Source organism: Streptomyces sp. NPDC055189 (assembly GCF_053606765.1).
Map to the genome: position 1 here is coordinate 30,647 of NZ_JBSGSG010000060.1, position 16,603 is coordinate 47,249.

The 16,603-nt window shown below is 69.5% G+C and carries 15 protein-coding genes and 1 pseudogene; 12 read left to right on the forward strand and 4 right to left on the reverse strand.

What is annotated here, in order from left to right:
• The first annotated feature begins 1 nt into the window (after position 1).
• A complete protein-coding gene (locus ACWFR3_RS32095) occupies positions 2-601 on the forward strand; it encodes a hypothetical protein (protein WP_453738177.1) in 600 nt (199 codons plus the stop codon).
• A gap of 56 nt (positions 602-657) precedes the next feature.
• Here ACWFR3_RS32095 and ACWFR3_RS32100 read toward each other — a convergent pair whose 3' ends face one another.
• The gene (locus tag ACWFR3_RS32100; RefSeq protein WP_453738178.1) at positions 658-1,692 is read right to left on the reverse strand and encodes a chitinase; all 1,035 of its coding nucleotides are present in this window, start codon (positions 1,690-1,692) and stop codon (positions 658-660) included.
• Between the two features lie 217 nt (positions 1,693-1,909).
• Between ACWFR3_RS32100 and ACWFR3_RS32105 the strand changes: the two genes are divergently transcribed.
• The 6 genes and pseudogenes from ACWFR3_RS32105 (at position 1,910) to ACWFR3_RS32130 (ending at position 9,221) form a co-directional block, all read left to right on the forward strand.
• On the forward strand, positions 1,910-2,272 hold the full coding sequence (locus tag ACWFR3_RS32105; protein ID WP_453738179.1) for a hypothetical protein: 363 nt from the start codon (positions 1,910-1,912) through the stop codon (positions 2,270-2,272).
• Positions 2,269-4,464, forward strand: a complete 2,196-nt coding sequence (locus ACWFR3_RS32110) for a bifunctional polysaccharide deacetylase/glycosyltransferase family 2 protein (protein WP_453738180.1) — start codon at positions 2,269-2,271, stop codon at positions 4,462-4,464. Before ACWFR3_RS32105 ends, ACWFR3_RS32110 begins: the two co-directional genes overlap by 4 nt.
• The gene (locus tag ACWFR3_RS32115; protein ID WP_453738181.1) at positions 4,464-5,552 is read left to right on the forward strand and encodes an acyltransferase family protein; all 1,089 of its coding nucleotides are present in this window, start codon (positions 4,464-4,466) and stop codon (positions 5,550-5,552) included. Before ACWFR3_RS32110 ends, ACWFR3_RS32115 begins: the two co-directional genes overlap by 1 nt.
• Positions 5,553-5,594: 42 nt before the next feature.
• Positions 5,595-6,287, forward strand: a complete 693-nt coding sequence (locus ACWFR3_RS32120) for a demethylmenaquinone methyltransferase (RefSeq protein WP_453738182.1) — start codon at positions 5,595-5,597, stop codon at positions 6,285-6,287.
• Positions 6,288-6,512: 225 nt separating this feature from the next.
• Positions 6,513-6,581, forward strand: a pseudogene (locus ACWFR3_RS32125) (zinc-ribbon domain-containing protein); the annotation flags it as partial.
• 351 nt (positions 6,582-6,932) lie between these two features.
• Positions 6,933-9,221 carry a hypothetical protein gene (locus ACWFR3_RS32130; protein ID WP_453738198.1) on the forward strand — a complete coding sequence of 763 codons (2,289 nt, stop codon included), beginning with the start codon at positions 6,933-6,935 and terminating at the stop codon, positions 9,219-9,221.
• Between the two features lie 39 nt (positions 9,222-9,260).
• Here the strand turns inward: ACWFR3_RS32130 and ACWFR3_RS32135 are convergent, their stop codons facing one another.
• Positions 9,261-9,596, reverse strand: a complete 336-nt coding sequence (locus tag ACWFR3_RS32135) for a PASTA domain-containing protein (protein WP_453738183.1) — start codon at positions 9,594-9,596, stop codon at positions 9,261-9,263.
• An 89-nt stretch (positions 9,597-9,685) separates the two neighbouring features.
• On the reverse strand, positions 9,686-10,222 hold the full coding sequence (locus ACWFR3_RS32140) for a GNAT family N-acetyltransferase (RefSeq protein ID WP_453738184.1): 537 nt from the start codon (positions 10,220-10,222) through the stop codon (positions 9,686-9,688).
• Between the two features lie 97 nt (positions 10,223-10,319).
• On the opposite strand from ACWFR3_RS32140, the gene ACWFR3_RS32145 reads away from it, so the two are divergent.
• On the forward strand, positions 10,320-11,609 hold the full coding sequence (locus ACWFR3_RS32145) for a geranylgeranyl reductase family protein (RefSeq protein ID WP_453738185.1): 1,290 nt from the start codon (positions 10,320-10,322) through the stop codon (positions 11,607-11,609).
• 72 nt (positions 11,610-11,681) lie between these two features.
• On the opposite strand, the gene ACWFR3_RS32150 is transcribed toward ACWFR3_RS32145, so the two are convergent.
• A complete protein-coding gene (locus tag ACWFR3_RS32150) occupies positions 11,682-12,500 on the reverse strand; it encodes a C40 family peptidase (RefSeq protein WP_453738186.1) in 819 nt (272 codons plus the stop codon).
• Between the two features lie 1,055 nt (positions 12,501-13,555).
• On the opposite strand from ACWFR3_RS32150, the gene ACWFR3_RS32155 reads away from it, so the two are divergent.
• From ACWFR3_RS32155 to ACWFR3_RS32170, 4 genes are read left to right on the forward strand one after another with little or no spacing between them, the layout of a single operon-like run.
• Positions 13,556-13,915: an NADH-quinone oxidoreductase subunit A gene (locus tag ACWFR3_RS32155; protein WP_003992243.1), complete on the forward strand. Its 360-nt coding sequence runs from the start codon at positions 13,556-13,558 to the stop codon at positions 13,913-13,915.
• 20 nt (positions 13,916-13,935) lie between these two features.
• Positions 13,936-14,490, forward strand: a complete 555-nt coding sequence (locus ACWFR3_RS32160; protein ID WP_160506582.1) for a NuoB/complex I 20 kDa subunit family protein — start codon at positions 13,936-13,938, stop codon at positions 14,488-14,490.
• Positions 14,487-15,209, forward strand: a complete 723-nt coding sequence (locus ACWFR3_RS32165; protein WP_453738187.1) for an NADH-quinone oxidoreductase subunit C — start codon at positions 14,487-14,489, stop codon at positions 15,207-15,209. The genes ACWFR3_RS32160 and ACWFR3_RS32165 overlap by 4 nt, the downstream gene beginning before the upstream one ends.
• On the forward strand, positions 15,209-16,588 hold the full coding sequence (locus tag ACWFR3_RS32170; protein WP_453738188.1) for an NADH-quinone oxidoreductase subunit D: 1,380 nt from the start codon (positions 15,209-15,211) through the stop codon (positions 16,586-16,588). Before ACWFR3_RS32165 ends, ACWFR3_RS32170 begins: the two co-directional genes overlap by 1 nt.
• Positions 16,589-16,603 lie beyond the last annotated feature (15 nt).

Genomic DNA, 16,603 nt, shown 5'->3' on the forward strand with positions numbered 1-16,603 from the left:
CGTGCGCACACTTCACGTCGCCGAAGGGACACCCGAGGCGGCGGTCCTGGCCGACGGGGCGGTCGTCGCCGCCGTCGGCCCGTACGAGGAGCTGGCCGCGGCGCACCCCGCCGCCCGCGTCCGGCGCTGGCCCGGCATCCTCACGCCGGGCCTGCTCAACCCGTACGGCCCCGAAATCCTCGAAGGCACCTACCACCCCGACCCGCGCGAGGCCGACCGGCTCGGCACCGTGCCCATCGGCGGTGAGCGCGCGCGGGCGATCTTCCGCGCCGATCCGTCCCTTCTCGGTGGCAGCGCCCGCCGGGGCGTGCAGCGGCTCCTCGCGCACGGCACGGTGGCCGTCGCCGGCGAACTGCGCTCCCGTCCGGTCCTCGACGCCGTCCGCGGGGTGGGCCTCGCATCGGGCCGACGCCCACCACGCCTGCCCGGCCCCGTATCCCTGTCCCCGACCCCCCTGGTCCTGCTGCCCCCGCTGACAGTGGGAGGCCCTGCCCGCTTCGCGGTGTTCGACGTGGCCGACCGGGCGGACCTGGTGCGACGCGGTCCGGCGACGTGCGTGGCAACGGTGATCGGCGGCCGCTTGGTGTTCCGGCGGCGGTAGGGGGTCTTTATTGCTGCGGGGCGGTGGGGGCTTGTCGCGCAGTCCCCCGCAGCTGGTCAGCCTGACAGGGCCTCTGCGAACGCCCCCCGCTCCTGCTCAACCCCACTGCACGAGTTCTGCGCCTTTGTCGTCGACGTTCCCGCCCCGCACTGCTTGTCGCGGAATGTTGCCCACATCGACAGCCACGCGACGCCCTTCTTCTCGGCGTACGAGCGGAGTTGGGCCGCATCGGCGAGCGTGAATGTCTCGCCCTTGACGTCGTTCACGCCGATCATCGCGGTGACCGCAAGGCCCTTCCAGGCGTTCCGGTCCGAGAGGCCGAAGACCTTCTTGATCTGGGCGTGCGCCTTGGTGGCCGACGTGGTCGCGTAATCGCCCATGTCACCGGCGAAGGACGTGCCGTAGTTCATCGCCATGATGTTCACGGTCGAGACCCGCGCATCGTGGTCGTTGGCGGAGTCGAGCAGCGCCAGGCTGTCGGCGTCCAGGCCCGACGGCATCACGGGGAGCGTGAACGTGGCCTTCAGGTCGCGCTTCTTCTGGAGCAGCGCGATCGCCTCGGAGCGGCGGTCCACCGAGGCGGAATCGGTGAGCGCGTCGCCCTCGATGTCGAAGTCGGCCTCGGTCGCGCCGGTGGCGTCCAGGATCTTCGCGTAGGCGGCGGCGAGTTGGGACGCGCTGTCGCAGGCGAGCGCGAGTTCCTTGCCCGCCGCGCCGCCGAAGGAGACGCGGACGGCGCCTCCCGAGGACTTCAGCTTCGCCGTCCGGGTCGCCACCGCGTCGTCGTCGATGTCCGTGGTTCCGCCCCATACGGGCGTGCAGTCGCTGCCGTCCGCTACGGAGAAGGCCAGGTTGTACGTCGACGGGGAGCCGGAGGTGTCGGAGTCCCCGGCGGTCGTGGCGCTGACGTACGGGGCGAACGCGGTGGTGGCTTCGGGCGCCTCGGAGGACGTCGCGGAGGGGGAGGAGGGCGAGGACGGGGAGGACGCGCTCGACGGGGACGAGCCGTCGTCGGACGTGTCCCCGGACGCCGAGCAGCCGGAGCACACCAGCGCGGCCAGACAGACGAGACCGGCGGCCGGCTTCAGCAAGCGCCGGGTATTCCGCACGCCTCGTATATTCCGCACGTTCACTCGCTCACATGCTCACTTGCTCGGGAAAGGCTGACCTTTTCAACGTACCCGTAATGGGGTGTGCGGACGAACGGTCGCCAACTCTCCCAGCTCAGTGACAGGTTGGCGCGAATCTCACGGGCTGCTCACAGTCCGCTCAGGGAATTTTGCGAAATTACCCTGCTTACCTCCTCGAATGCATTCCGATTCCGCCGTTCCCGCCGCCGAAAAGCGCGCCGCCCCGCGTCGCGGCCGCCGTCGCAAACGCGGCAACGGCCCCGCAGCGGGGCCCGTGTTCGTGGACATGTCCGGACGCAGGGCGCGCCTGCTGCGCCGCGCCGGAATTCTCGCGGGCATCGCCTGCCTCGGCTACGCGATCGTGCTCGGCATGGCCTTCATGGGCTGGGGCACCTCGCTCAGCCCCGCCGAACTGCTGCCCTTCGACGGTGGCGGCGCCCCGGGAGGTGCCCCGGGAGGTGCCCCGGGAGGTGCTCCGGGAAGCGTCCCCGGCAGCGTCCCGACCGGCACACCTCCGACCGGATCCCCCACACACTCATGACCCATACGACGACACCCCCACCCGCGGGTCCGCGCGGCCGGCGGCACGCCACCCCCAGCAGGATCGAACGCGCGGGCCGCCGCGCCGCCGCGCTGCAGAAGCCGCGCGTCATCCTCGCCCTGCTGCTCCTGCTCGCCCTCACGAGCGTGATGCTCCTCGACGGATATCTGCGTGCCGAGATCGGCGACGACTCCCGCGTGCGTGTGGGAGCGAGTTCGAGCGACGTACCGGACAAGGTCATCGACGGCGGGCCGATACTCGATTTCCGTGCGGGCGAGGCGCAGAGCCGGTCCGTGCCGGGCAAGACCATCGCGCTCACCTTCGACGACGGCCCGGACCCGGAGTGGACGCCCAAGGTCCTCAAGGTGCTTGAGGACAACGACGTCGACGGCACCTTCTTCATGGTCGGCTCGATGGTCTCCCGCTACCCCGACGTGGTGAAACGCCTGGTGGCGCAGGGCAACGAGGTCGGGGTCCACACGTTCACGCACGTCGACCTCTCCTACCAGAGCGCCGCCCGCGTCGAACGTGAGCTGAAGCAGACCCAGCTGGCGCTCGCGGGGGCCGCGGGCATCACGACGACCCTCTTCCGCGCGCCGTACTCGTCGAAGCCGGACGCCATCGACAACTACTCCTGGTCGGTCTACAAGAAGCTCGGCTCGATGGGGTACACCAGCGTCTTCGTCGACACCGACAGCGAGGACTGGCAGAAGCCCGGCGTCGAGAACATCATCAAGTGGGCCACGCCGAAGAACGGCAAGGGCGCGTCTGTCCTCTTCCACGACTCCGGCGGCGACCGCAGCCAGACGCTCAAGGCCCTGGGCACGTACATCAAGAAGATGAAGGCCAAGGGCTACACCTTCACGACGGTCAGCGGGGCAGCTGGTCGTCCGACGGCCCATCACAAGGCCACCGGCGCGACCCTCTGGGAGGGCAGGTCGCTCGTCGCGGCCGTCGCCGTCGCCGAGTGGGTGGTGCCGGGGCTCGCCGTCGGTCTCGCCGTCGTCGGGGTCGCCGTCCTGGGCAGGTTCGGGCTGATGCTGGTCCTTGCCCGGCGCCACCACCGGCAGCGCAACAGACCAGGATTCTCCTGGGGTCCTGAGGTCAGGCGCCCGGTGAGCGTGATCGTCCCCGCGTACAACGAGAAGGAGTGCATCGCCGGCACCCTGAACTCCCTGGCGGCCAGCACCCACCCCATCGAGATCATCGTCGTGGACGACGGTTCGACGGACGGGACGGCGGAGATCGCCGAGTCGCTCGGACTGCCGAACGTCCGCGTCGTGCGCCAGGAGAACGCGGGCAAGCCCGCCGCGCTCAACAACGGCGTACGGCATGCCCGGTACGACATCGTCGTGATGATGGACGGCGACACCGTCTTCGAGCCGGACGCCGTGCGGCAGCTGGTGCAGCCCTTCGCCGACCCGGAGGTCGGCGCGGTCGCGGGCAACGCCAAGGTCGGCAACCGCGGGACCATGATCGGCGCGTGGCAGCACATCGAGTACGTGATGGGCTTCAACCTCGACCGCCGCATGTACGACCTGCTGCGCTGCATGCCCACCATCCCGGGCGCGATCGGCGCGTTCCGCCGCGACGCGGTGCTTGCCGTCGGCGGCATGAGCGAGGACACGCTCGCCGAGGACACCGACATCACGATCGCCCTGCACCGCCAGGGCTGGCGGGTCGTGTACGCCGAGCACGCGCGGGCCTGGACCGAGGCGCCGGCCTCCGTGCAGCAGCTGTGGCGTCAGCGCTACCGCTGGAGCTACGGCACGATGCAGGCGCTGTGGAAGCACCGCAAGTCCGTGACGGACAAGGGGCCTTCGGGCAGGTTCGGCCGGGTCGGAATGCCGCTGGTGGTGATCTTCCAGATCATCACGCCGGTCTTCGCACCGCTCATCGACGTGTTCACCGTCTACTCGATGATCTTCGTGGACGTACGGGCGTCCCTGCTCGCCTGGCTGGCCGTCCTCGCCGTGCAGCTGCTCTGCGCCGCGTACGCCTTCCGGCTCGACCGCGAGAAGTACCGGTATCTCCTGATGATGCCGCTCCAGCAGCTCGCGTACCGACAGCTGATGTATCTGGTCCTGATCCACTCCTGCGTCACGGCCCTCACGGGCGGCAGGCTGCGCTGGCAGAAGCTCAAGCGCACCGGCGAGGTCGGCGCCCCGCGGGCCGATGCGGGGGTGCGGTGATGGCGGGGGCGCACCGGCTCCGGGAAGTGGCGTCGCCTGCGGCGCCGGAGGCCGCGAGCAAGGCGCGTGACCGGTACTTCGACGCATTGCGCGCCTTTGCCCTGATACGTGTCGTTGCGTACCACACCTTCGAATGGCCTTGGCTGGGCTTCGCCTTCCCCTCCATGGGCGTGATGTTCGCGCTCGCCGGATCGCTGATGGCGAAGTCGCTTCAGCGGCCCGCGGTCAAGGTGATCCGTGGGCGGCTGCGCAGGCTGCTGATCCCGTTGTGGGCGTTCGCGGCGGTCATCGTCACGGCGATGCTGGTCAAGGGCTGGATGCCGGGCGCGGACATCCTCTACTGGGTGCTGCCGCTCGGCGATCCGCCGGGCAACGCCTGGGGCGAGCAGGCGTGGGCCGTGCTCTGGTACCTGCGTACGTATCTCTGGTTCGTGCTGCTCTCGCCCCTGCTCCTGCGGCTGTTCCGCCTCGCGCCCGTGCCCGTGCTCCTGCTGTCCCTCGTACCGGTCGCGCTCTTCGAGACGGTGTGGAGCCTGCCGGAAGGGCGCCTCGGGAGCGCGGCCGGCGATGTGTCGGTGTTCCTCTTCTGCTGGCTGCTCGGCTTCGCGCACCGCGACGGCGTGCTGCGCCGGCTCTCCCCGACGCCGGTGGTGGCCGCGGCGGTCGCCGCGCTGCTGGCGGGCGGCTGGTGGGCCCTGCACCACCAGGTGGACGGCACGTACGACCTCGACGACATCCCTCTCGCCCAGGCCTTGTGGTCGGCGGGCTTCGTCACGCTGCTGATGTACCTCAAGGTGTACTTCGAGGTCGACTTCGGGTGGCTCGCGCGCTTCAAGGTCCCCGACCGGCTCGTGACGGTCTTCAACGCCCGCGCCGTCACGCTCTACCTCTGGCACGAGGTCGCGCTGATGTGCAGCGTGCCGCTGATCGACCTGATGTGGCAGGTCCCCGCCTTCGAGCGGTGGCTGCCGCTGGACAGTACGTGGTTCCAGTTCGGCGTGGCCTGGGTCCTCATCGGCGTCGCCGTGGTGCTCGTGGGGTGGGTCGAGGACATCGCAGCCCGGCGCGGGCCACGGCTGCTGCCGTGAGCCGCCTCTTCGCGTGGGTGTCCGTACTGCCACAATGGTCGGGTGACCCGCGCATCTCTGGACAAGCAGCCGCACGAAGTCGCCTCGATGTTCGACGACGTGGCGGAACGGTACGACCTCACGAACGACGTGCTGTCGCTCGGGCAGGCCCGGCTGTGGCGCAAGGCGGTCGCCAAGGCCGTCGACGCGCGCCCCGCGCAGAAGGTCCTCGACCTCGCCGCCGGTACCGCCACCTCGTCGCAGCCCTTCGCGCAGGCGGGCGCGTACGTCGTGCCCTGCGACTTCTCGCTCGGCATGCTGCAGGTCGGCAAGGCGCGGCACCCCTGGATGCCGTTGACGGCCGGGGACGCGACGAAGCTGCCGTTCAAGGACGACACGTTCGACGCCGTCACGATCTCCTTCGGCCTTCGCAACGTCCAGGAGACGGACCGGGCGCTGCGGGAGATGTACCGCGTGACGAAGCCCGGCGGCCGGGTCGTCATCTGCGAGTTCTCGCACGCGACGTGGGCGCCGTTCCGCACGGTCTACGAGGAGTACCTGATGCGGGCGCTGCCGCCGGTCGCGCGCACGGTCTCCTCCAACCCCGACGCGTATGTCTATCTCGCGGAGTCCATCCGCTCCTGGCCGGACCAGCCGACGCTGGCCGCGCTGTTGCAGGAGGCGGGCTGGTCGAAGGTCGCGTGGCGGAATCTGACCGGTGGAGTCGTGGCGCTGCACCGGGGATTCAAGGCGTAGACCTGCCGGTGGAGCTGTCGCGGGACGCCTGCGGCCGGAAGCGTACAAAATCTTCCGCTGTGAACCGAGTTGACGGGAACCAGCCGCCGGGCAAGATGTGTCCGTTGTGATACGACTCCGCCGACGCGGCGGTGTCGATGCGAAGCCGCTCTTTCGCGTCGGCCGCCGCGGGATCGTTCGGCACGGGTCGGTCTTTGGTCATCTCCCCAATGACGGAGCGTCCCCATGGCGTCGAACTGTCCTCACTGCGGGGCCACCACCCCTGACGAGGCCCGCTTCTGCATGAAGTGCGGGCGCGAGCGTCCGCGTGACACGTCTGTGGATGCGGGGCCTTTGGTTCTGCCTGCCGCAGAGCTTGGCGGGCCGACTGCTGCGGATGTTGCCCCGGCTGCGGTCCCTGCTGCGGCATCGGTGGCGCCCGAGCCCGCGGCACCCGGCAGTGAGCCTGATGCCGGGCAGCCTGCTGGACCCGGGTTCACGGCAACTTCCCTGCCCGCGCCGGAACTTCCGGCCGCTCCCGCCTCTCCGCCCCCGCCCGCGTACGTTCCGGCTGCGCCCTCCTCCCCCGTAGGCGCCTTCTTCGGGCGGGCGTTCCGCGGGGACTGGGCCGGGTCCGCTCAAGCCGCCCTGTGGCCGCTGGGGTTGGTGCTCATCGCCGCTGTCGCGATGGCCATGCCCTCGTACGGGCAGGGCGACGGTGACGACGTCGTCGTCGGGTTCGGCGAGCGGATGCGGATCGCGCTCGCGACTCTGCTCCAGGCCGTGGGCGGCGGCTTCGAGGTATCGGGGAGCGAGCGGCAGCAGGCGTCCGTCTTCGGAGGTGAGAGCTCCGATGTGGGGGCCGCTTTTGACGGCACAGCCACCCTGCACCTCATTCCGCTGACCGCCACCGCCCTGTGGATCGGGGCCCTCTTCATCGGCGTACGCGTCCTGCGCTCCCGCATCCTCCTGCGCGACGGAGGCCACGGCGGCGGAACGGCGGGGCTCGAAGCGGCCGTGCGCGTCACGCTGCTGGTGACCGTGAGCACCCTCGTGCTCAGCCTCTTCGCGCAGCCCGAGATCGAGGGCGTCGAGCTCTCCTCATCGCCGGTACTCGCCGCCCTCGGTGCGTTCGTGCTCGGACTCGCCGTCTCCTTCGGCGTACTGCACCGCCACGACCTGGCCCCCTGGCTCGCTCAGCGGCCCAGCTGGCAGGCGGCGTTCCGTGCCACAGGGACCGCGCTGCGCGCGATCGCGATCGTGCTGGCACTCTGCTCGCTCGTCGCGTTCGTCAGTCTCGCCCAGATCGACGACCTCGAACGCGTCGCCGACCTCGACGAAGCCGACGTGTCCCCGCTCGTCATCGCCCTGCTCCTGCTGCCCAACCTCGGCGCCGCCGCCCTCGGCCTCGGCTGGGGAGCGCCGCTCGAAGCATCGGTGCAGGGGAGCAGTTCGGCGTACGGCGGTGGTTACGAGAGCGAATCCTTCGGGCTCTCGGAGCTGGGGGACGTCACCAACGACTGGGCGATCGTGGGTGCGCTCGCGCTCGGCCTCGTGTGCGCGCTGACCCTCGGCATCCTCGCCGCACGCCGCTCGGCGCACCGGGGTGAGCAACTGCTCGCCGCCGGGATCTTCTTCGGGCTCTTCCTGCTGCTCGCCGGGGTCGGCGGGGTCAGCGTCGACGCCTCCGGGAACGCGTCGGCGGAGTTCGGCGGAGGCAGCAGCTCGGGCGGCTCGGGCAACGGCACCTTCGAGGCGGGCGTGAGCGTGCCGGACGCGCTGCTCTTCGGGCTGCTCTGGGTCGCCGTCGCGGCGCTCGTCGCTCCGTTCCTGTTGCAGATGGCGGGGCAGCAGGCGGGGGCCGGTGCGATGCCGGTGCCGGTGGTGCCGCCGATGCCGGGCTCGCCTGCGGGTGCGGTTGCGACCTCCGAGGGTGCCGGGTCCGCGGGTGCCGGGGGCGGCGCGGGTGCGGTGGGAGCCGTAGGGCCCGTCACACCGGACGCCCCGACGCAGGGAGCTGTCACTCCGGCCCTTCCGGGCACGCCCGACACACCGGCCGCTCCCGCCACCCCCGCACCCCCGCCCGCCCCCATCCCCCAATCCGCCCACGACCAGCCCACGTACGTCCCGACCGCCAACCCCGCCTACGCGCCCGTCTCCTACGGCCCTTCCGCCTACGACCCCCACGCCTACCAGCCGCAGCCGCAGCCCGCCGCCCCGGAACCCCGGCGCACCGCCCTGTGGGCCGCCACCCTCGCCGCCGCCCTGGTCATCGGCGGCGGCATCGCGGCCGGTGTCCTGCTCCTGCAGAACGACGACGACGGCAAGGCGGACAAGGCCGGCGGCAAGGACGACAAGCCCGCCATCAGCCGGACCGAGGACACCGAGGACATCGACGGCTCCGCCGACGCGCCCACGCCTTCGCCCGCGTCCACCCCCTCGCCCACCCCGGAAGAGCCGAGCGACAGCCCGGACACCGTGGACGATGCCCCTGACGTGCCCACCGGCTCCGACCTGGTGTCCGACGTGAGCGGCTTCGAGTTCGCCGTGCCCGAGGGCTGGAGCAGGCAGGGGGAGGACCGCCCCGGCCAGACCGTGTACGCGGGGTCCACCGGCCGGGAGGAGTTCCTGGTCGGTGTGGTGCCGAATGCCACGTACACCTCGTACGAGAACTTCACGACCATCGAGAAGGACGCCAAGAAGGACCCCAAGAAGTCCGACTACCAGCGGATCCGGCTCGAACCCAACACCTTCCAGGGGCGCAGCGGCGCGATCTGGGAGTACACCTTCACGGACACGGCGGGGCGCGAGATCCACGCGCTGAACCAGAGTTACGTCGCCGACAACGGCACCGAGTACGCCATCCAGCTCTCCTGGCGCGCGGACTTCTGGCCCACGAGCGAGGGCGCGAGGATCCACCGGACCGCCCTTGAGTACTGGCGCATCAACGGCTGAGGCAAGGGGGCGCTCGCTCGGCGTCGGCCGGAGCCGCGGCTACCAGACGGCGCCGACCTCCGGCCCCGGCTCGTCGATTTCGCGGCGCAGCCCGCCGTCCGGTGGCCCCGGGCGGCGCGGCTCGCGGACCCCGGCGCCGCCGGCGTCGTCGGGGCCGAGCTCGAACCAGACGGTGACCACGGCATCGCGGGGGATCCACATGCCGGGTGTGGGGTACTGCCGGACCACGTAGTCGACGACGGCCAGGTCGAAGTCGGGGCGGTCCGGCGCCGCGAGTTCCACGCCGTGCTTCGCCGCCGACTCGCGCGCGTCCACGGCCATGAGACCGATGAGGCGCGGTACGCGCACTTCGTCTGTACTGGGCGTCTTCGGCACAGATGTCACCCCCGGCGGCGGTATTGGCAGGGTAGCCCCGCCGGAGCGCCGTCCGGAAGCGGTGCGGCGCCCCTCGCCGCCCTCGGTCGCTACAGCGTCAGCCCGAACTGGAGTGCCTCCCGCTTGCCCACCGGCGACGTGTAGGTTTCTGCCAGCTGCATGCCAAGGCGCCGGGTCACCGCCACGGACCGTTCGTTGCGGGCGTCGACCATCGCCACCACGTCCGGTACGCCCGCGGCGCGCACCCGTTCCAGGGTCGTCCGCGCGGCGGCGGTCACGTACCCCTTGCCCCAGGCGGCGCGGCCGAGCCGCCAGCCGATCTCGATCTTTCCCCTGGGCCCCCAGTCGTTCGGCCAGGGCTGCGCTCCGGTGAAGCCGATGGGCTCGCCGTCCGCGTCGAGCAACGTCCAGAAGCAGAAACCGAGTTCGGCGTCGTGTCTGCGCTGCCGGGCGGTCAGCTCCTCGTACACGGAGAGCTCGGACGACGCGCCGCCGAAGAACTCCATGACGTCCGGGTCGTCGAAGAGGCGGTGCCAGACGAAGGCGTCCTCGTGCGTCGGAACCCGCAGGTGTACGGCGGGCAGGGGCTTGGTCGGCAGTGTCTGCTTTGTCGCCTGCTTTGTCACGGGTGGCCCTTCGGCTGACTGATCAGTACCGCTGCATAGACTGCCCATAACCCGTGCCCGCCGGCACACAGATTTCGAGCTTTGGGGAGAACCCGCCGTGACCGAGCCCCAGCCCCTCACCGAACACACCGCTGATGTGATCGTCGTCGGGGCCGGGCCAGCCGGTTCCACGACCGCCTATTACCTGGCGAAGGCCGGGCTCGACGTACTCCTTCTGGAGAAGACCGCGTTCCCGCGGGAGAAGGTCTGCGGGGACGGCCTGACGCCGCGCGCCACCAAGCAGCTGGTGTCCATGGGGATCGACATCTCCGAGGAAGCGGGCTGGCTGCGCAACAAGGGCCTGCGCATCATCGGGGGCGGTGTCCGGCTCCAGCTCGACTGGCCGGAACTCGCCGCCTACCCGAACTACGGCCTGGTCCGTAAACGCGACGACTTCGACGAGCAGCTCGCGCGCCAGGCCCAGAAGGCCGGCGCCCGCCTGCACGAGCGCTGCAACGTCGGCGCCCCGATCATCGACGACCGCACGGGCCGCATCACCGGCGTGCACGCCAAGATGGGCGAGGAGAAGACCCCGGTCACCTTCCACGCCCCGCTGGTGGTCGCCGCCGACGGCAACTCGACGCGGCTCTCCCTCGCGATGGGACTGCACCGCCGCGACGACCGTCCGATGGGCGTCGCCGTCCGTACGTACTTCACCTCGCCCCGCCACGACGACGACTACCTGGAGTCCTGGCTGGAGCTGTGGGACCGCCGCGGCGCCGAGGACCGGCTGCTTCCCGGCTACGGCTGGATCTTCGGCATGGGTGACGGCACGTCGAACGTCGGGCTCGGCATCCTCGACTCCTCCGCCGCGTTCAAGGAGCTCGACTGGCGCGAGGTCCTCAAGGCCTGGTGCGCCTCGATGCCGGAGGACTGGGGCTACACCCCGGACAACATGACGATGCCGATCCGCGGCGCCGCCCTGCCGATGGCCTTCAACCGCCAGCCGCACTACACCAAGGGCCTGCTCCTGGTGGGCGACGCGGGCGGCATGGTGAACCCGTTCAACGGCGAGGGCATCGCGTACGCCATGGAGTCCGGGCAGATCGCGGCGGACGTCATCGTCCAGGCGCACGCCCGTCAGACACCCGGCCAGCGGGAGTTGGCGCTGCACCGCTACCCGAAGGTCCTCAAGGACACCTACGGCGGTTACTACACGCTGGGCCGTGCCTTCGTGAAGCTCATCGGCAACCCGAAGGTCATGAAGATCGCCACGCAGCGCGGTCTGACCCACCCGATGCTGATGCGTTTCACCCTGAAGATGCTGGCCAACCTCACCGACCCGACGGGCGGCGACGCGATGGACCGCATCATCAACGGCCTGAGCAAGGTGGCCCCGAAGGCGTAAGCGCCTGAGGGCACGCAGAAGGGCCGGAACCCCGCTGGGGGTTCCGGCCCTTCTTTGTGTCTGTGAGGGCCCTCAGAGGACGCGCACGGCACCGTCGGCGGGGTAACCCGACAGGTCCTGGATGACAACGCCCTTGCCGGGGTTGGCGGCGTCGAGGTACTGGCCGTTACCGATGTACACACCCACGTGGTACGCGGAGCCCGCGCCACCCCAGTAAAGGATGTCGCCCACCTGGACGTTGGAGAGCGAGACCGGCGTACCGGAGACCGACTGGTCCTGCGAGACGCGCGGAAGGTCCACGCCCGCCTGCTTGAACGCGGCCTGGACGAGGCTGGAGCAGTCCCACGCGTTGGGGCCGGAGGCACCCATGACGTACGCGTCGCCGAGCTGGGCCTTCAGGAAGCTGATGACCGTGCCGACGCTGCCGCTGGCCGGGGCGGGCGTGTCGGCGGTGGAGGCGCTGGAACCGCCTGCGGCGCTGAGCGTCGTGCGCTCGGCGGAACGCGAGGCGCGCTCCTCCTCCTCCGCCTTCTTCTTGGCGGCGGCCTCGGCCTTCGCCTTGGCTTCGGCCTTCTTCTCGGCCTTCGCCTGGTCTTCCTTGGCCTGCTTGGCGGCCTTCACGGCGGCCGCGTCCTGCTCGGCACGGAGCTGGTAGCTGTCGGCGGTCTGCTGGGTGGCCTCAGCGGACTGCGCGATCTGCGTGGAGAGATCCGTGGTGAGCGTCGGCATTTCGATGGTCTCGGTCACCGGCTCGGCGGCGGTCGCCGTGCCGGCAGCCGCGGCCACTGCCAGGGTGCTGAGGACGCCACCGGCAACTCCGGCGCGCAGGGCCTGCTTCGTGGCGCTACGACGGGGCTTCCGGTGGCTGGGTATGTGAGCGGTGTGGGACATGAGAACAACCGCTATCAGGGAGTCAGGGTTCCCATCAAGAAACGTGGGCTGCGCCACAGTTACCCCCGAGGGCCCCGAATCCCGGGCGTGTCACTTCTTATTGACGCCGTAACGGGCAATGCGGACAGTGGCGATCACGCGTGTGATCATGGGTTTTCTGCGATACGCCCGAATTGCCCATGGACTACCACCGGTTGAGTCGGTTGGCCAAGCCCGGTTTATTCACGATCCGTCAGGATGTGGCGCAGGTCACATGCGGGACCCTAGGGGGTCTCCCTGAGATCCGGCCGAGACCTTTCTGAGATATCCCGAAGAAATCAGGGGTGTTGCTCGCATGGGGGATCGGTGACGGATCGACGGGGGATCGACGACGGGCCGGTGTCGGGCGGGTGCTGATTTGTCCGCGCGGTGACGTCTTGTCCCTCGGGTGTCCGCCGGGTGCTCATGTATGCCGATGCGTGCCGACCGTGTGCGACTCGCGTGCGGCCCGCGCACATTCCGGCCGGGCTCGCGGCAGCCTCCATCTCCGGGGCTCTCCGTTGTCCCCTATATGACCCTCGTGCGGCCCTCGTGCGGCCCTCGTGCGGCCCTCGTGCGGCCTTCGCGCGGTCTTCCTTCGGCCCGCGCGGCGACCGCTCGTGAATCTGTGCACGCGGTCGCGGCCGTCCACGCTCATTCACACCTTTCCCTCGGGGGTGTGAATGAGCCGCCACTATCAAGCCGCCGTGTCCAGCGCCAATTTGCCTGTGGCGACCATCGCTTGATAGAGCGACCCCCTCTCGACCAGCGGTAACTCGCTGAGATGTCACCTCTGGTGATCACTCAGGCGCTTCGCGTATGAAGATCACCGCTCATCCGACTTCATGATCCTTCGTCAGGTGGTGGAGATCACAAAGCCGTTGTCGTACCCCGTGTCGCAGATCACAGACCGGCAGGCATAGGATGCGGGGCAGTTGGGCTTGTGACCTGCTTCACATGTACGCGATCTTCGTGAGTGCGGGCCGCGGTCCAATGCAACCGCCAACAGTCAACGCCGACTGAGAGGAGCGAGGAGCGTGAACGCCTATGCGCCCATCCTCGTGCTGGGAGCCCTCGGGGCAGGCTTTGCGATCTTCTCCGTGGTCATGGCCACGCTTATCGGTCCAAAGCGGTACAACCGCGCCAAGCTCGAGGCGTATGAGTGCGGTATCGAGCCGACGCCGACTCCGGCCGGCGGCGGGCGATTCCCGATCAAGTACTACCTGACGGCGATGCTCTTCATCGTCTTCGACATCGAGATCGTCTTCCTTTACCCCTGGGCCGTCACCTTCGACGCGCTGGGGATTTTCGGGCTCGTGGAGATGCTGCTCTTCGTGCTCACCGTCTTCGTCGCGTACGCGTACGTATGGCGGCGTGGCGGCCTGGAATGGGACTAAAGGTCTGAGGGGCCAAGAGCATGGGACTCGAAGAGAAACTGCCGAGCGGATTTCTGCTGACCACCGTCGAACAGGCCGCGGGCTGGGTGCGCAAGTCATCCGTCTTCCCCGCGACCTTCGGCCTCGCGTGCTGCGCGATCGAGATGATGACGACGGGGGCCGGTCGCTATGACCTGGCCCGCTTCGGCATGGAGGTCTTCCGCGGTTCGCCGCGGCAGGCCGATCTGATGATCGTGGCCGGACGCGTGAGCCAGAAGATGGCGCCGGTCCTGCGGCAGGTCTATGACCAGATGCCCAACCCCAAGTGGGTCATTTCCATGGGGGTTTGCGCTTCATCGGGCGGGATGTTCAACAATTACGCGATTGTGCAGGGCGTGGACCACATTGTCCCTGTTGACATCTATTTGCCCGGCTGTCCGCCGCGGCCGGAGATGTTGATGGACGCGATCCTCAAGCTCCACCAGAAGATCCAGGGCGGCAAGCTCGGGGTCAACGCCGAGGAAGCGGCCCGCGAGGCGGAGGAGGCGGCCCTCAAGGCGCTCCCCACCATCGAGATGAAGGGGCTGCTGCGGTGAGCGACGCGCCTGACGAACACCTCAACGGGAACGGCGTCCCGGCCCCCCGGGACGAGGCCGGCAAGGTCATCGGCGTACGCAAGGGCATGTTCGGCGCCAACAACGGCGGCGACACGTCCGGTTACGGCGGCCTGGTGCGGACGGTCACCCTGCCGGGCGCCACCGCGCGCCCCTACGGCGGCTGGTTCGACGAAGTGGCGGACGAACTGGAGGGGGCCCTCGAAGAGCAGGGGCTCCTCCCGGAGAACGCGATCGAGAAGACGGTCGTCGACCGCGACGAGCTGACCTTCCACATCGCGCGCGAGCACCTCGTCCGGGTCGCCCAGACCCTGCGCGACGACCCGGCCCTGCGGTTCGAGCTCTGTACGGGCGTCTCGGGGGTGCACTTCCTCGAGGACAAGGGCCGCGAGCTGCACGCCGTCTATCACTTGCGCTCGATCACCCACAACCGCCTGATCCGGCTCGAAGTCAGTGCCCCTGACGCCGATCCGCACGTCCCCTCGCTGGTCACGGTCTATCCGACGAACGACTGGCACGAGCGCGAGGCGTACGACTTCTTCGGCCTGATCTTCGACGGTCACCCGGCGCTGACGCGGATCATGATGCCGGACGACTGGCAGGGCTTCCCGCAGCGCAAGGACTACCCGCTCGGCGGCATCGCCGTCGAGTACAAGGGCGCCCAGATCCCGGCTCCGGACCAGCGGAGGTCGTACAGCTGATGTCCACTTCTCACGCTTCCTCCCACCCGTCGCCCGACCACCACCCCTCAACGAGTCCCTCCGGGACGCTGGGTTCTTCCCGAGAGACGACCGAGGGGACCGTATATACGGTCACCGGCGGCGACTGGGACGAGGTCGTCCAGTCCGCGGCCAGGTCCGACGACGAGCGCATCATCGTCAACATGGGTCCGCAGCACCCCTCCACCCACGGTGTGCTCCGGCTCATCCTGGAGATCGAGGGCGAGACCGTCTCCGAGGCCCGCTGCGGCATCGGCTATCTGCACACGGGCATCGAGAAGAACCTCGAGTACCGCACGTGGACGCAGGGCACGACGTTCGTCACGCGCATGGACTACCTGACGCCGTTCTTCAACGAGACGGCGTACTGCCTCGGGGTCGAGAAGCTCCTCGGCATCGAGGACCAGATCCCGGACCGCGCCTCGGTCATCCGCGTGCTCCTGATGGAGCTCAACCGGCTCTCCTCGCACCTGGTGTGCATCGCCACCGGCGGCATGGAGCTGGGCGCGACGACGATCATGATCTACGGCTTCCGCGATCGTGAACTCGTTCTCGACATCTTCGAGCTGATCACCGGCCTGCGCATGAACCACGCGTACATCCGGCCCGGCGGACTCGCCCAGGACCTGCCGCCGGGTGCGGTGGACCAGATGCGCGAGTTCGTGAAGAAGATGCGCAAGAACCTCGGCGAGTACGACAAGCTCGCCACCGGGAACCCCATCTTCAAGGCCCGCATGCAGGACGTCGGCTATCTCGACCTCGCCGGCTGCATGGCTCTCGGTGCCACGGGTCCGGTCCTGCGCTCGGCGGGCCTGCCGCACGACCTGCGCAAGTCGGATCCGTACTGCGGCTACGAGAACTACGAGTTCGACGTCCCGACCGCCGACACCGCCGACTCCTACGGACGCTTCCTGATCCGCCTGGAGGAGATGCGCCAGTCGCTGCGCATCGTCGAACAGTGCCTGGACCGCCTGGAGCCGGGTCCGGTCATGGTCGGCGACAAGAAGATCGCCTGGCCCGCGCAGCTCGCGCTCGGCCCGGACGGCCTGGGCAACTCGCTCGACCACATCAAGAAGATCATGGGCACCTCCATGGAGGCCCTGATCCACCACTTCAAGCTGGTGACCGAGGGCTTCAGGGTCCCGGCCGGGCAGGCGTACACCGCGGTCGAGTCGCCCAAGGGCGAACTCGGCGTGCACGTCGTCTCCGACGGCGGCACCCGCCCCTACCGGGTCCACTTCCGCGACCCGTCCTTCACCAACCTGCAGGCCATGGCGGCGATGTGCGAGGGCGGCCAGGTCGCCGACGTCATCGTCGCCGTCGCGTCCATCGACCCCGTGATGGGAGGCGTCGACCGGTGACCACCACTCCCCAGC

Coding starts and splice junctions, on each gene's coding strand:
- ACWFR3_RS32105 (WP_453738179.1), top strand. CDS start 1,910: ATGCATTCCGATTCCGCCGTTCCCGCCGCCGAAAAGCGCGCCGCCCCG.
- ACWFR3_RS32110 (WP_453738180.1), top strand. CDS start 2,269: ATGACCCATACGACGACACCCCCACCCGCGGGTCCGCGCGGCCGGCGG.
- ACWFR3_RS32115 (WP_453738181.1), top strand. CDS start 4,464: ATGGCGGGGGCGCACCGGCTCCGGGAAGTGGCGTCGCCTGCGGCGCCG.
- ACWFR3_RS32150 (WP_453738186.1), bottom strand. CDS start 12,500: ATGTCCCACACCGCTCACATACCCAGCCACCGGAAGCCCCGTCGTAGC.
- ACWFR3_RS32160 (WP_160506582.1), top strand. CDS start 13,936: ATGGGACTCGAAGAGAAACTGCCGAGCGGATTTCTGCTGACCACCGTC.
- ACWFR3_RS32170 (WP_453738188.1), top strand. CDS start 15,209: ATGTCCACTTCTCACGCTTCCTCCCACCCGTCGCCCGACCACCACCCC.